We start from the raw sequence: 12781 nt of genomic DNA, 5'->3' as shown, positions 1-12781 counted from the left end.
CCTCATGGGAAGCCTGACGAAGAGAGTTACGGCCCTGGCGGCACTTGTGCTCACCGCCGGACTGCTCTCGCCGACGTCGACCGCTACCGCCGCCGACGAACCGACCCCGGCCGCCGACTACTGCAAGGGCCAGTGCGCGGACATCCTGCCGCCCGGAGCGAACGGCAGCGCCACACTCGCCCAGATCCTCGGCAACAAACTGCTGGGCACCCAGCCTCCGCACGCCGACGATCAACTCGGTCCTTATGACGCGCTGTCGTCCGGGTATCCGTCCCTCACCGACGACACACTCACGAACTTCTTCAACGATTCCTCCTTCGGCGTCAAGGACGATCAGGTCGGTTCCGTCACGCGTCCCCGCGAGGATGTGACGATCACCCGTGACAAGAAGAACGGCGTACCCCACATCAAAGGTTCCTCGCGCTACGGAACAGAATTCGGGGCCGGCTTCGCCGCAGGTCAGGACCGCCTCTGGTTGATCGACCTGTTCCGTCACATCGGCCGCGGCGAATTGACGTCGTTCGCGGGCGGCGCCCTCGCGAACCGGGGTCTGGAGCAGGAGTTCTGGCCGCAGGCCCCGTACACCGAAAAGGATCTCGAACAGCAGGTCGAGTCCATCAAGAAGACCGGCGGGGCCCGCGGCAAGCAGGCCATGGAGGACGCGCAGGCCTATATCGACGGCCTCAACGCCTATCGGGAGAAGTCGAAGAAGGGCCGCTACTTCCCCGGCGAGTACGTGCTCACCGGCAAGGTCGACGCGATCACGAACGTGGGCGAGATCCAGCCGTTCAAGGTGACCGACATGATCGCGCTGGCCTCCGTGGTCGGCGGACTCTTCGGCAACGGCGGCGGCGGAGAGGTCGACGCGGCGCTCTCGCTGCTCAAGGCGCAGGAGAAGTACGGCGTCCAGAAGGGCACCGAGGTCTGGGAGGCCTTCCGCGGCCGCGAGGACCCGGAGGCCGTCACCACGATCCACGACGGCACCCGCTTCTCGTACGGCGAGAAGCCGAAGAACGCGCGCGGGCAGGCGCTCCCCGACAAGGGGTCGGTGGAGAAGGAGCCCCTCGTGTACGACAAGGAGGGCTCGGCTGCGACGGAGTCGGCGGCGAAGAAGGACCCCGTCAAGGCGTCCGCCAAGCTCAAGCCGCTCCAGGGCATGAACGACGACGGCGTACTTCCCTCCGACCTGTTCACGCAGTCCGCGTCCAAGAAGGGCATGTCCAACGCCCTCCTCGTCTCCGGCAAGCACACCGCCTCCGGCAACCCGGTCGCCGTGTTCGGCCCGCAGACCGGCTACTTCGCGCCGCAGCTGCTGATGATGCAGGAGCTCCAGGGTCCCGGCATCAGCGCGCGCGGCGTCTCCTTCGCCGGCGTCGGCATGTACGTCCAGCTCGGCCGCGGCCAGGACTACGCGTGGTCCGCGACCTCGGCGACCCAGGACATCACCGACACGTACGCGGTCCCGCTGTGCGAGCCCGACGGCTCCGCGCCCACCAGACAGTCGACCTCGTACATGTACCGCGGCACCTGCACGCCCATGGAGAAGCTGGAGAAGAAGAACGCCTGGAAGCCGACGATCGCCGACTCCACGGCCGCCGGCTCCTACCGTATGCAGGTCTTCCGTACGAAGTACGGGATCGTCAGCCACCGCGCCACCGTGGACGGAAAACCCGTCGCCTACACGGCACTTCGCTCCACGTACCGCCACGAGGCCGACTCGATCCTCGGCTTCCAGATGCTGAACGACCCGACCTACGTCAAGGACGCCGCGTCGTTCCAGAAGGCGGCCCAGCACATCAACTACGCGTTCAACTGGTTCTACGCCGACTCGCGCGACATCGCGTACTACAACAGCGGCACCAACCCGGTACGCGCCAAGGACGTCGACATGTCGCTGCCGGTGCGGGGCGAACAGGCCTATGAGTGGAAGGACTTCGACCCGGCGAACAACACGTCCGCCGAGACGCCCCCGTCCCAGCACCCGAACTCGGTCGACCAGGACTACTACGTCTCCTGGAACAACAAGCAGGCCAAGGGCTTCTCGTCACCCAACTTCAGCATGGGTGCGGTCCACCGCGGCGACCTGCTGAACGACCGGGTCAAGAAGCTCACCGAGCGGGGCGGCGTCACCCGGGCCTCGCTCACCCGGGCCATGGAGGAGGCCGCCGTCACGGACCTGCGCGGCGAGCAGGTGCTGCCGGAGATGCTCAAGGTCATCCGAAGCAAGCCGCTCGGCGACCTCGACAACCCGCAACTGACCAAGGCCGTCCAACAGTTGGAGGCATGGGAGAAGGCGGGCGCCCAGCGCAACCAGACGTCCGCCGGATCCAAGACGTACGCGCACCCCGACGCCGTACGGATCATGGACGCCTGGTGGCCGCTGATGGTCGAGGCCGAGTTCAAGCCCGGCCTCGGCGACGAGCTCTACAAGTCGCTGACCTCACAACTGACCGTCGACGAGGCGCCGTCCGCCGGACACGGGCCGACCGGCTCGCACGCCGGATCGTCCTTCCAGTACGGCTGGTGGGGCTACGCCGACAAGGACCTCAGGTCGGTGCTCGGCGAGCCGGTGAAGGGGAAGCTCGGCGCCACGTACTGCGGCTCCGGCGACCTCTCGGCCTGCCGGGACGTCCTCCTCGCCACGCTGGCCGAGGCCGCCGCCAAGCCCGCCACCGAGGTGTACCCCGGTGACGACACCTGCAAGGCGGGCGACCAGTGGTGCGCCGACAGCATCGGACACCGTGCCGTCGGCGGCATCACGCACAAGAACATCCAGTGGCAGAACCGGCCCACGTACCAGCAGGTCGTGGAGTTCCCGGCACACCGCCAGTGAACCGGGGCGGGGCGGGCACACGCAGGGCACCCACAGGGAACCCGCAGAGCACGCGCAGGGTGACCTACGTAGTGATCCGCCCCGCACCGAGCACCACCCGCGCCAACTCCGCGTGGCAGATGTCGCTGTGGGCCCCCGAGGGCGGGGGCCCATGGCGCACCACCTGCGCCGCGTCCACGCTCACACAGCCCGCGCCCGGCACCCCGGCCCGCAGCACGTCCGCCAGCGTGAAGCGCACCGCGCCCTCGACCTCCTGGAAGCCGTCGTGCCCGAGCGCGCCCCAGCGCTCGCCGAGATCGGCCAGCGTCCTGTCGTCGCCCGCAAGGCGCGAGGCCAGCGGGTACATCACGCTCAGCGCCGTGTCGTGCCGCGAAAAGCACGCCACCAGCGGCCCGTCCACCCGCGCCTGCCGCCCCTTGAGTGCGCCACGGCCGGCGAACGCGTAGTGCGAGAAGGCCCCCTGAAGGAGCGTCACGGACTTCACGTTACGGACGCCCTTCGGCATCCCGGCGAGCGCGAAGGAGACGAGCCGCGCGCCGAAACTGTGCCCCACCAGATGCACGCGGACCCCGGGCGCCTCCTCGGCGAGGCGGCCGAGCGCAGGACCGAGCCCGGCCTTGCCGACCTTTCCCGCCCGCCGCTTCATCGCGAAATACGTGGCCTGGCGCAGCAGTTCGTGCGCGCCCTTCCACGCCTTGGCGAGCCCGCCGGGCAGCCGGAAGGCTTCCACCGCGCCCGGCCCCGCCGCCGTCTCCAGGGCCGCCGCGAACTCCAGGCACATGGCCCGGGTGTCCTCGTGGAGCATCGCGGGCGTGCTGTGCGGCCCGCCGTCCTCCGAGGTGTCGGCGCCGGACACCGAGGGCCCGACCCCGACCAACTGCCGTACGAGACCGCCGAACTCGTCGAAGGCGGATGCCGCGTCCGGCTGCTCCTCCAGGCGTCGCGCCAGCAGGTCCACGACGGGCTCACTGCGCGGGAAGGCCTCGGCGAGCCCCTGCCGGGTGCCCTTGTCGAGCGTGGTCCGCGGGACGGTGGCGGCCGTGGTCGAGGCGGCGGCCGACCGGTCGAAGTCCGGGATCTGCTCGTCCGTGAAGCGCATGGACGGCCACAGCACGCCCACGTAGCCGAGGGAGGCGCCGGGCGCCAGGTCGGGGAACGGCGCGAAGAAGCGGTCGTACAGGCTGTTCGCGATGGAGCGGCTGTTGTTCCAGCCGTGCGCGAAGATCACCAGATCGTGCACCTGGTGTGCTTGGCGGAGGAGTGTGGCGAGCTGCCCGGGGTCCGGATCGCCGTCGGCGTCGAACCTCAGCTCCCAGTAGGGCCGGACGTGGACTTCAGGTGCTTGACGTGGCTTGGGTGCGGACATGGCGAACCCCCGTGGTAGGCGTCGTGCGGCAACGCGTGCCGCGCATCGTCCCGCCGTACCCGGGGGTTGGCCAGATGTTCTGCCGTCAATTGACGGACGTATCAACCGAGTTGACGCTCCCGCGTCTCCGGAAGCGCCAGCACGCACAGCAGTGACACGATGGCCATGGCGCTGACGTACCAGCCCACCGACGAAGAGCCGAGCGCGCTCTGCAGTCGCGTCGCGACGAGCGGGGAGACGGCGCCGCCGAGGACGCCGCCCAGGTTGTACGCGAAGGAGGCGCCGGAGTAGCGCACCTTCGCCCCGAACAGCTCCGGCAGATACGCGCCCATCGGCCCGTACACCACACCCATGCAGAACAGGGCGCCGCCGAGCGCGAGGGCGATGAGCACCGGCTTCTCGGTGTCCATCAGCGGGAACAGGGCCAGGCCCCACACGATCGCGAGGCTCGAACCGATGAGCACCATCTTGCGCCGGCCGCGCCCGTCGGAGCGGGTCGCCGCGAGCCAGGTGCCGGCCGCGAGAAACAGGCACGCCACCAGCGACACGGCGAGCATCGTGGAGCGCGGGACGCCGAGCGTCGTCGTGCCGTAGGCGAGGCAGTACGTCGTGGCCGTGTAGAAGAGCCCGTACGCGATGATCATGCCGCCCGCGCCGAGCAGGATCTCCTTCGGGTGCCGCTTGAAGACCTCCAGCGCCGGCGCCCTGCTGGCCTCCTGCTCCGCCATCACCTTGGCGAAGACCGGCGTCTCACTGATCTTCAGCCGGACGAACAGGCCGACCGCCACGAGGAGGAACGACAGCAGGAACGGGATGCGCCAGCCCCACGACTTGAAGGCGTCGTCCGAGAGGGACTCGGAGAGCAGCCAGAAGATGCCGGTGGCGGCGAAGAAGCCCACGGACGGGCCGAGTTGGGGGAACGCGGCGAACAACCCGCGCTTGCCGCGCGGCGCGTGCTCCACGGCGAGCAGCGCGGCCCCGCCCCACTCGCCGCCGAGGCCGACGCCCTGGAGGAACCGGAGCAGCACGAGAAGGATCGGCGCCCACAGGCCGAGGGTGCTGTACCCGGGCAGCAGGCCGACGAAGGCCGTCGACAGGCCCATCAGGAGCAGCGAGGCCACCAGGACCGACTTGCGGCCGATCCGGTCGCCGAAGTGGCCGAAGATCAGCGAGCCGATCGGGCGGGCCGCGAACGCGACGGCGTACGTCGAGAACGAGGCGAGGGTGGCGTTGATCGGGGTGAGGTTCGGGAAGAACGCGGCGTTGAGGACGAGCGCGGCGGCCGTTCCGTAGACGTAGAAGTCGTAGAACTCGATGGCCGTGCCGATGAAGCTGGCCACGGCCACGCGGCGCAGGCTCTCCGGCTGAGCCCGCGCCGCCGATTCGGCCGGTTCGGCCTTGGCGAGGTCTTCCCTGGGTGAGTCGTCTTTGAGCACGAGCAGACTGTCGTTGTCCGTGTACCGTCCAGTCAATATCTCGGGATGCCCGTCCCGGATCCCGAGATGCCGGTTGCTCGGCGGCTACTTGTAGGTGAGGTACTTGCGCCGTACGCCCCGGAATGCGGCCAGCTCCTCCTGCCAGGCCCCGACGATCTCGTCCGTGGACGCGCCCGCGTCGACCATCGTGCGCACCCGCGTGGAGCCGGTGAGCCGGTCGATGGCGTTGTCGGGCCGCCAACCGAAGCCCTTCCAGGCCTTCTTGGCCGTCACCAGGAGGCCGATACCGGTGCGTACCGGCTCGAACGCCTCGCGGTCGTCGACGTGGATCTGGACGCCGCCGATCGTCTTGCCCTGGAACTTGGAGAACGTCGGCGCGAAGTACGCCTCCCTGAAGTGCACGCCGGGCAGGGCGAGTTCATTGGCGGCGGCCGCCCAGCTCGCGTCGATGCCCTCGGCGCCGAGCAGTTCGAAGGGGCGCGTGGTGCCGCGGCCCTCGGAGAGCAGGGTGCCCTCGAACATGCAGGTGCCGGAGTAGACGAGGGCCGTGTCGGGCGTCGGCATGTTGGGGCTCGGCGGCACCCAGGGCAGGCCGGATGCGTCGTAGAAGTCCCGCCGCTTCCAGCCGCTCATCAGCACCGTCTCCAGCTCGACGGGGTGCTCCAGGTACTCGCCGTTGAACAGGCGGGCCAGCTCGGTGACCGTCATGCCGTGCGCCTGCGCGATCTCGCGGCGGCCCACGAAGCTCGCGAACTTCCGGTCCAGGATGGGCCCGTAGGCGTTCCGTCCGGTGACCGGGTTCGGGCGGTCGAGCACCACGAACTTCTTGTCCGCGAGCTGCGCCGCCTCCATGCAGTCGTAGAGCGTCCAGATGTACGTGTAGAAGCGCGCGCCCACGTCCTGGATGTCAAAGACGATCGTGTCGACGCCGGACTCCGTGAAGATGTCGGCGAGCGCCTGGCCACTCTTCAAGTACGTGTCGTAGACCGGGAGTTTGGTCGCCGGGTCCTCGGTCTTCCCTTCGGAGCCGCCCGCCTGTGCCGTGCCGCGGAAGCCGTGCTCGGGCCCGAACACCGCCCTCAGGTCGACCTGTTCGTCGGCGTGCATCACGTCGACGATGTGCCGTACGTCGCGGGTGACACCGGTCGGGTTGGTGACCATGCCGACCTTCTGGCCCGCGAGCAGCGCGTAACCGCTGTCCACAAGGCGCTCGAAGCCGGTACGGAGCCGGGGGCCACCGATGCCGGGACCGCCGATACCGGGTCCGCCGCCGGGGGCGGCGCTCGCCGCCGCGCCGCCGACGCCCAAGCCACCCGCGACGCCCGCACTCGCCGCGAGCAGCCCTCGTCTCGACACGTTCATGGGTGAACCTCCGTGATCTTGGGGACTGGCGTGGCCACGCACGCTAGTCGCGGAATCCCCGCTGCGGAACGAACCGACACCCTGAAGCTCTTTCGCAGCGACATACCGACTGGTTAGTCTGCCCGGCAGGCCGGAGCTTTCGAAGGAGACCGATGGTGCACAGCTCGCAGGGACAGTCCGGTTCGATCTATGAGGCGAGGCCCTGGCTGGGCGTCCTCAACGACGCGCAGAAGGCCCCGATCACCCCGGCCGCCACCGTCGTGCACGCCTTCGCCGACGCGGTGCGCCGCGCCCCGGACCGCGCGGCCCTCGCCTACTTCGACGGCCGCCTCTCGTACGCCGACGTGGACGCGCTCTCCGACTCCGTGGCCGGCCATCTCGCCGCCCGCGGCCTGGAGCGCGGCGACCGCGTGGCGATCATGCTGCAGAACTCGCCGCACTTCGTGCTCGCGCTGCTCGGCGCGTTCAAGGCGGGCGCGGTCGTGGTCCCGGTGAACCCGATGTACAAGGCGGGGGAGGTACGGCACGTCCTGCACGACGCCGAGGTGACCGGGCTCGTCTGCTCGGACCGGGCCTGGGAGTCGTATCTGCGCGAGACCGCGGCCGACTCTCCCGTACGCATCGCCCTGACCGCCTGCGAGCTGGACCTCCAGACGCGGAACGACGAGCGGGTGCTGAACTTCGAGCGGGTCGAACCGCCGGCGTCGGACGCCGACGACCTCGTCGCGGTCGCGCACGCGGGCCACAAGGCGCCCGACGGTCGCGAACTCACCGGCGACGACATCGCGTTGATCAGCTATACGTCGGGCACCAGCGGCACCCCGAAGGGCGCCACCAACCTGCACCGCAACATCACGTACAACGCGGAGCGCCAGCGCACGGGACTCGGTCTGCCCGACGGGGCCGTCTACTTCGCGCTCGCGCCGCTGTTCCACATCACCGGCATGGTCTGCGAGCTCGTCGCCTCCTTCGCCAACGCGGGCACCCTCGCGCTCGCCTACCGCTTCGAGCCGGGCGTCGTCCTCGACGCGTTCGCCGAGCACCGGCCCGCGTACACGGTCGGCCCCTCGACGGCCTTCATGGCGCTCGGCGCGCAGCCGCAGGCGACGCGTGAGCACTTCGCGTCGTTCGACTCGATCTCGTCGGGCGGCGCCCCGGTTCCCCCGGCGCTGGTGGAGAAGTTCCGCGCCGCCTTCGGCCCGTACATCCACAACGGCTACGGCCTGACCGAGTGCACGGCGCCCTGCGCGTCCGTGCCGCCGGGTGTCGAGGCGCCCGTCGACCCGGCGTCGGGGACGCTCGCGGTGGGCGTGCCGGGGCCCGACTCGGTGGTCCGCATCGTCGACGACCACGGGAACGACGTGCCCTTCGGGGAGCAGGGCGAGATAGCGGTGCGCGGCCCGCAGGTCGTGCCCGGGTACTGGCGCCGCCCGGAGGCGACCGAGGAGGGCTTCCCGGACGGGGAGCTGCGCACCGGCGACATCGGCTTCATGGACGAGAACGGCTGGCTGTACGTCGTCGACCGCAAGAAGGACATGATCAACGCGTCCGGGTTCAAGGTGTGGCCACGCGAGGTCGAGGACGTCCTCTACGGCCACCCCGCCGTGCGCGAGGCGGCGGTCGTCGGCATCCCCGACGCGTACCGGGGCGAGAGCGTGAAGGCCTACGTGAGCCTGCGCCCGGGGGCGGAGGCGAGCCCCGAGGAGCTGTCCGCGTACTGCAAGGAGCGCCTCGCCGCGTACAAGTACCCGCGCGAGGTCGAGGTCCTCGGCGAGCTGCCGAAGACGGCCAGTGGGAAGATCCTCCGGCGGGAACTGCGTTCCCCGTCAGTACAAGGCTGAAGAACTACGGAAAGGCAGGTGGCGGCAGTGCCCAGGACGACCGACGGCGACGGCACGCCCGTCCCGCAACGACTCCTCGCGGCCGCCACCCGGCTCTTCGCCGACCGCGGCTACGACCGCACGTCGGTGCAGGAGATCGTGGAGGCGGCGGGCGTCACGAAGGGCGCCCTCTACCACTACTTCGGCTCGAAGGACGATCTGCTGCACGAGGTGTACGCGCGCGTGCTGCGTCTCCAGCAGGAGCGGCTCGACGCGTTCGCCGACCGGGACGAGCCGGTCGAGAAGCGGCTGCGGGAGGCCGCCGCGGACGTGGTCGTCACGACGATCGACAACCTCGACGACGCGTCGATCTTCTTCCGCTCCATGCACCATCTGAGCCCGGAGAAGAACAAGCAGGTGCGGGCCGAGCGGCGCCGGTACCACGAGCGCTTCCGGGCGCTGATCGAGGAGGGCCAGAAGACCGGCGTCTTCACGACCGAGACGCCGGCCGACCTGGTGGTCGACTACCACTTCGGCTCGATCCACCACCTGTCCACGTGGTACCGCCCGGACGGGTCGCTGTCCCCGCAGCAACTGGCCGACCAACTGGCGGACCTGCTGCTGCGGGCGCTGCGACCGTAGGGCCCCCGGCTCAGCCCTCCTTGAGGGTGTTCAGGCCGTGGGAGATGAAGACCGGGACCAGTTCGCCGATGCGGTCGAAGCCCGCGCCCACGGTCTGGCCCAGCGTGTAGCGGTAGTGGATGCCCTCCAGGATCACGGCGAGCTTGAACCAGGCGAACGCCGTGTACCAGGCGATCGCCGACACATCGCGCCCCGACCGCTCGGCATAGCGCTCGATCAGCTCGGCGGGGGAGGGGTGACCCGGCGCGGAGGCGGTCGTGGAGATGGGCGAGTCGGGCATGTCGAGCTGTGCGCTGTACATCGCCAGCAGGCCCACGTCGGTGAGCGGGTCGCCGAGCGTCGACATCTCCCAGTCGAGGATCGCTTTGATCCGGTCGACCCCGTCGGGATCCTGCCGTACGAGCACGTTGTCGAGCCGGTAGTCGCCGTGCACGATCGTCGGCGCGGGCGAGGCCGGCAGCTCACGGCCGAGTGCCGCCTGCAGCTCGTCGATCCCGGCGAGCTCGCGGTTGCGGGACGCGTCCAGCTGCTTGCCCCAGCGGCGCAGCTGCCGGTCGAGGAAGCCCTCGGGCCGCCCGAAGTCGCCGAGCCCGACCGCGGCCGGGTCCACCGCGTGCAGATCCACCAGCGTGTCCACGAGGCCGAGCACCGCGGCGCGCGTGCGCTCGGGCCCGAGCGGGGCCAGCTCGTCGGAGGTCCGGTACGGCGTCCCGTCCACGAACTCCATGACGTAGAACGGCGCCCCGATGACGTTCTCGTCCTCGCACAGCAGTACCGGCTCCGGCACCGGCACGTTCGTGGGGTGCAGCCCCGCGATCACCCGGTGCTCGCGCTTCATGTCGTGCGCGGTCGCGAGCACGTGCCCCAGCGGCGGCCTGCGCACCACCCACTTCGTGGCGCCGTCGCTCACCTGGTACGTCAGGTTCGAGCGCCCGCCCTCGATGAGCCGCCCGGTCAGCGGCCCGGTGACCAGGCCAGGGCGCTCCCGGTCGAGGTGGGCGCGCAGCTGGTCGAGATCGAGGCCTGGGGGATGGCTCATTGCGGTCCTCCGAGAATCCGGGCAGCGAATCCGGGCAGCGTCCGGGGCTACTTCCGCCAACAGTGCGCCCCATCATGCCGACCAGTCGGTATGGCGTCCAGGGCCTCTCGGAAACGTGATCGTTCTTACGGAGCCCTGCCGCGCGGGCACAGGGAAGGGCCCGGCGGAACACGCCGGACCCTTGCGGTGGTGCGCGGGATCAGTGGTCGTCCCAGTGCCCCTCGTGCTCGGCGTGCCGGTGGCCGTCGTGGAGGTAGTCGACGTGGTCGCCGTGCGTCACCGACTCATGGCCGCAGTCCGCGCCGTGCCGGTGCTCGTGCCCCTCGTGCGCGACGTGCCGCGCCGGCTCGCACTCGTCCCAGTGCCCGCCGTGCTGGGCGTGCAGATGCCCGTCGTGTGCGTAGTCGACGTGGTCCCCGTGCGGCACCTCCTGGTGGCCGCAGGACGGTCCGTGCGTGTGCTCGTGGGCGGGGTGTTCCTGGTGGAGGGTGGTCATGACGCTCACCTTCGGTGACGGACGGCCTGGCTGACCCTCCCAGGCTAGTCCGGAATGCCCCATATTCATGACTATGGGAGCCTCCGGCCATGAAGGCGATCAGTTACCGCTCGTACGGCGGCCCCGAAGTCCTCGAATACGGCGAGATCCCCGACCCCAAGGTCGGGCCCGACTCGGTCCTGGTGAAGGTGCGCGCCGCCGCCGTGAACCCCGTGGACCGGCACTGCCGCGCCGGGCACCTGGACGCGCTGCTCGACCCCGTCTTCCCGGTGATCCCCGGCTGGGACGTGGCAGGCGTGGTGGTCCAACCCGGCGTCGCCGTCACCGAGTTCGCGCCGGGCGACGAGGTCATCGGCTACGTACGCGAGGACTTCCTGTCCCGCGGCACCTTCGCCGAGTACGTGGCCGCGCCCGTGCGCACCCTCGCCCGCAAGCCCCGCAACCTCACCTTCGAGGAGGCGGCGGGCCTGCCGCTCGCCGGGCTGACCGCGCTCCAGGTGCTGACCGGCGGCCTTGAGGTGCAGGAGGGCGACGTGGTCCTGGTGCACGCGGCGGCCGGCGGCGTCGGTTCGTTCGCCGTGCAGCTCGCCCGGCACTTCGGCGCGCGCGTCATCGGTACCGCGAGCGAGCGCAATCACGACTACGTACGGGAACTCGGCGGGGAACCGGTCGCCTACGGGGACGGCCTTGCCGAACGGGTCCGGGCGCTCGCACCGGAGGGCGTCGACGCGGCGTTCGACACGGTGGGCGGCGAGACGCTCCGGGTCTCCGCCGAACTGCTGGCCCCCGGCGGCCGGCTCGCGTCCATCGCCGACGGCGACGTGGTCGGGCTCGGCGGCCGGTACTGCTGGGTGCGGCCCGACGCCGCCGACCTCGCCCGCCTCACGGAGCTCGCCGAGGCCGACGTGGTGACGGTGCACGTCGACGAGACGCTCCCGCTGGAGCAGGCGGCGCGGGCCCACGAGTTGAGCGAGACGGGACGCACGCGCGGGAAAGTGGTGGTCAAGGTCGACTGGGACGAGTGACCCCGCGCCCTCGTGTACTGGGATGAGCGACCCCGCGCCCTCACGCGATGAGCACCGCCGCGCACAGCGTGATCGCCACCGTGCACAGCGCGGCGGCCGCCGCCTGCCGCCGGGTCATCACGGGCGGCGCGGCCTCGTTCCCGGCGAGCCCGGTGATCCGCTGGTGGGCGACCGCCACGAAGCCCAGCCACAGCACCAGACACAGCGCCGTGGCCACGAACCGCGCGGGTCCGACGCCGCTGCTCAGCGTCGCCTTCACCGCGAGCACCGCGGCGACGGTGCCGGACAGCGTCGTACGCCGCCACGCGAGCCGCGTCCGCGCGGGCTGAAGTCCGGGGTCGCGCACGGGGCCGTCCGCCGCGCTCACCCCTCCCACCCCACGAACACGATGACGACCATGGCCACCGAGACGAGCGCCACCACCACGCCGAGCACGGCGGGGAACCTCGACACCGGCAGGTCCTCGCCGCGCCGCATCGCCAGCTCGCAGCGCACCCAGTGCCCCACGGCCCGCAGCGAGCACAGCGCGCCCGCCGCGAGCAGCGCCAGCGCGAGCCCGACGCGCCAGCCCCAGCGCAGGTCCGGCAGGAACTGGTCCACGGCGAAACCGCCACCGATCAGCGCGAGCGCGGTGCGCACCCACGCGAGGAAGGTGCGCTCGTTGGCGAGCGAGAAGCGGTAGTCGGGAGTGTCACCCTCGTCCCTGATCCGCTCCGGCGCGAACCAGAGACGGATACTGCGTACAAATTCGATCACCCGCGG

The 12781-nt window shown here is 70.6% G+C and carries 11 protein-coding genes; 4 read left to right on the top strand and 7 right to left on the bottom strand.

Translation table 11 applies throughout. From position 1 onward, the window contains the following. Window positions 1–4: 4 nt before the first annotated feature. Entirely contained in the window at window positions 5–2833 is a 2829-nt protein-coding gene (locus ACYSUO_RS04485; protein WP_461774652.1) for a penicillin acylase family protein, read from the top strand. A gap of 64 nt (window positions 2834–2897) precedes the next feature. On the opposite strand, the gene ACYSUO_RS04480 is transcribed toward ACYSUO_RS04485, so the two are convergent. From ACYSUO_RS04480 to ACYSUO_RS04470, 3 genes are all read right to left on the bottom strand, one after another. Then, entirely contained in the window at window positions 2898–4199 is a 1302-nt protein-coding gene (locus ACYSUO_RS04480; protein WP_461774651.1) for a serine-threonine protein kinase, read from the bottom strand. 101 nt (window positions 4200–4300) lie between these two features. Further along, window positions 4301–5635: an MFS transporter gene (locus tag ACYSUO_RS04475; RefSeq protein ID WP_461774650.1), complete on the bottom strand. Its 1335-nt coding sequence runs from the start codon at window positions 5633–5635 to the stop codon at window positions 4301–4303. A gap of 84 nt (window positions 5636–5719) precedes the next feature. Next, complete coding sequence (locus tag ACYSUO_RS04470) at window positions 5720–6997, bottom strand: exo-beta-N-acetylmuramidase NamZ family protein (RefSeq protein ID WP_461774649.1); 1278 nt, start codon at window positions 6995–6997, stop codon at window positions 5720–5722. A 152-nt stretch (window positions 6998–7149) separates the two neighbouring features. Between ACYSUO_RS04470 and ACYSUO_RS04465 the strand changes: the two genes are divergently transcribed. Beyond that, the gene (locus tag ACYSUO_RS04465; RefSeq protein WP_461774648.1) at window positions 7150–8838 is read left to right on the top strand and encodes a class I adenylate-forming enzyme family protein; all 1689 of its coding nucleotides are present in this window, start codon (window positions 7150–7152) and stop codon (window positions 8836–8838) included. 27 nt (window positions 8839–8865) lie between these two features. After that, window positions 8866–9459 carry a TetR/AcrR family transcriptional regulator gene (locus ACYSUO_RS04460; RefSeq protein ID WP_461774647.1) on the top strand — a complete coding sequence of 198 codons (594 nt, stop codon included), beginning with the start codon at window positions 8866–8868 and terminating at the stop codon, window positions 9457–9459. Window positions 9460–9469: 10 nt separating this feature from the next. Here the strand turns inward: ACYSUO_RS04460 and ACYSUO_RS04455 are convergent, their stop codons facing one another. Both ACYSUO_RS04455 and ACYSUO_RS04450 read right to left on the bottom strand, forming a co-directional pair. Then, window positions 9470–10498, bottom strand: coding sequence for a phosphotransferase family protein (locus tag ACYSUO_RS04455; RefSeq protein WP_461774646.1), 1029 nt, complete (start codon window positions 10496–10498; stop codon window positions 9470–9472). Between the two features lie 199 nt (window positions 10499–10697). Then, entirely contained in the window at window positions 10698–10994 is a 297-nt protein-coding gene (locus ACYSUO_RS04450) for a hypothetical protein (protein WP_426904724.1), read from the bottom strand. Between the two features lie 89 nt (window positions 10995–11083). On the opposite strand from ACYSUO_RS04450, the gene ACYSUO_RS04445 reads away from it, so the two are divergent. Further along, entirely contained in the window at window positions 11084–12019 is a 936-nt protein-coding gene (locus ACYSUO_RS04445; RefSeq protein ID WP_461774645.1) for an NADP-dependent oxidoreductase, read from the top strand. 40 nt (window positions 12020–12059) lie between these two features. On the opposite strand, the gene ACYSUO_RS04440 is transcribed toward ACYSUO_RS04445, so the two are convergent. Continuing rightward, window positions 12060–12395, bottom strand: a complete 336-nt coding sequence (locus tag ACYSUO_RS04440; protein WP_461774644.1) for a DUF202 domain-containing protein — start codon at window positions 12393–12395, stop codon at window positions 12060–12062. Beyond that, window positions 12383–12775, bottom strand: coding sequence for a YidH family protein (locus ACYSUO_RS04435; RefSeq protein ID WP_426904730.1), 393 nt, complete (start codon window positions 12773–12775; stop codon window positions 12383–12385). Before ACYSUO_RS04435 ends, ACYSUO_RS04440 begins: the two co-directional genes overlap by 13 nt. Window positions 12776–12781: the final 6 nt, after the last annotated feature.

It is taken from the genome of Streptomyces sp. UC4497, assembly GCF_054871485.1.
This window is presented reverse-complemented; position numbering and strand designations above follow the sequence as displayed.

What these genes read in the sequence shown, in the direction of transcription:
- ACYSUO_RS04465 (WP_461774648.1), top strand. Translation starts at nt 7,150, where the DNA reads ATGGTGCACAGCTCGCAGGGACAGTCCGGTTCGATCTATGAGGCGAGG.
- ACYSUO_RS04450 (WP_426904724.1), bottom strand. Translation starts at nt 10,994, where the DNA reads ATGACCACCCTCCACCAGGAACACCCCGCCCACGAGCACACGCACGGA.
- ACYSUO_RS04445 (WP_461774645.1), top strand. Translation starts at nt 11,084, where the DNA reads ATGAAGGCGATCAGTTACCGCTCGTACGGCGGCCCCGAAGTCCTCGAA.
- ACYSUO_RS04455 (WP_461774646.1), bottom strand. Translation starts at nt 10,498, where the DNA reads ATGAGCCATCCCCCAGGCCTCGATCTCGACCAGCTGCGCGCCCACCTC.
- ACYSUO_RS04470 (WP_461774649.1), bottom strand. Translation starts at nt 6,997, where the DNA reads ATGAACGTGTCGAGACGAGGGCTGCTCGCGGCGAGTGCGGGCGTCGCG.
- ACYSUO_RS04485 (WP_461774652.1), top strand. Translation starts at nt 5, where the DNA reads ATGGGAAGCCTGACGAAGAGAGTTACGGCCCTGGCGGCACTTGTGCTC.
- ACYSUO_RS04480 (WP_461774651.1), bottom strand. Translation starts at nt 4,199, where the DNA reads ATGTCCGCACCCAAGCCACGTCAAGCACCTGAAGTCCACGTCCGGCCC.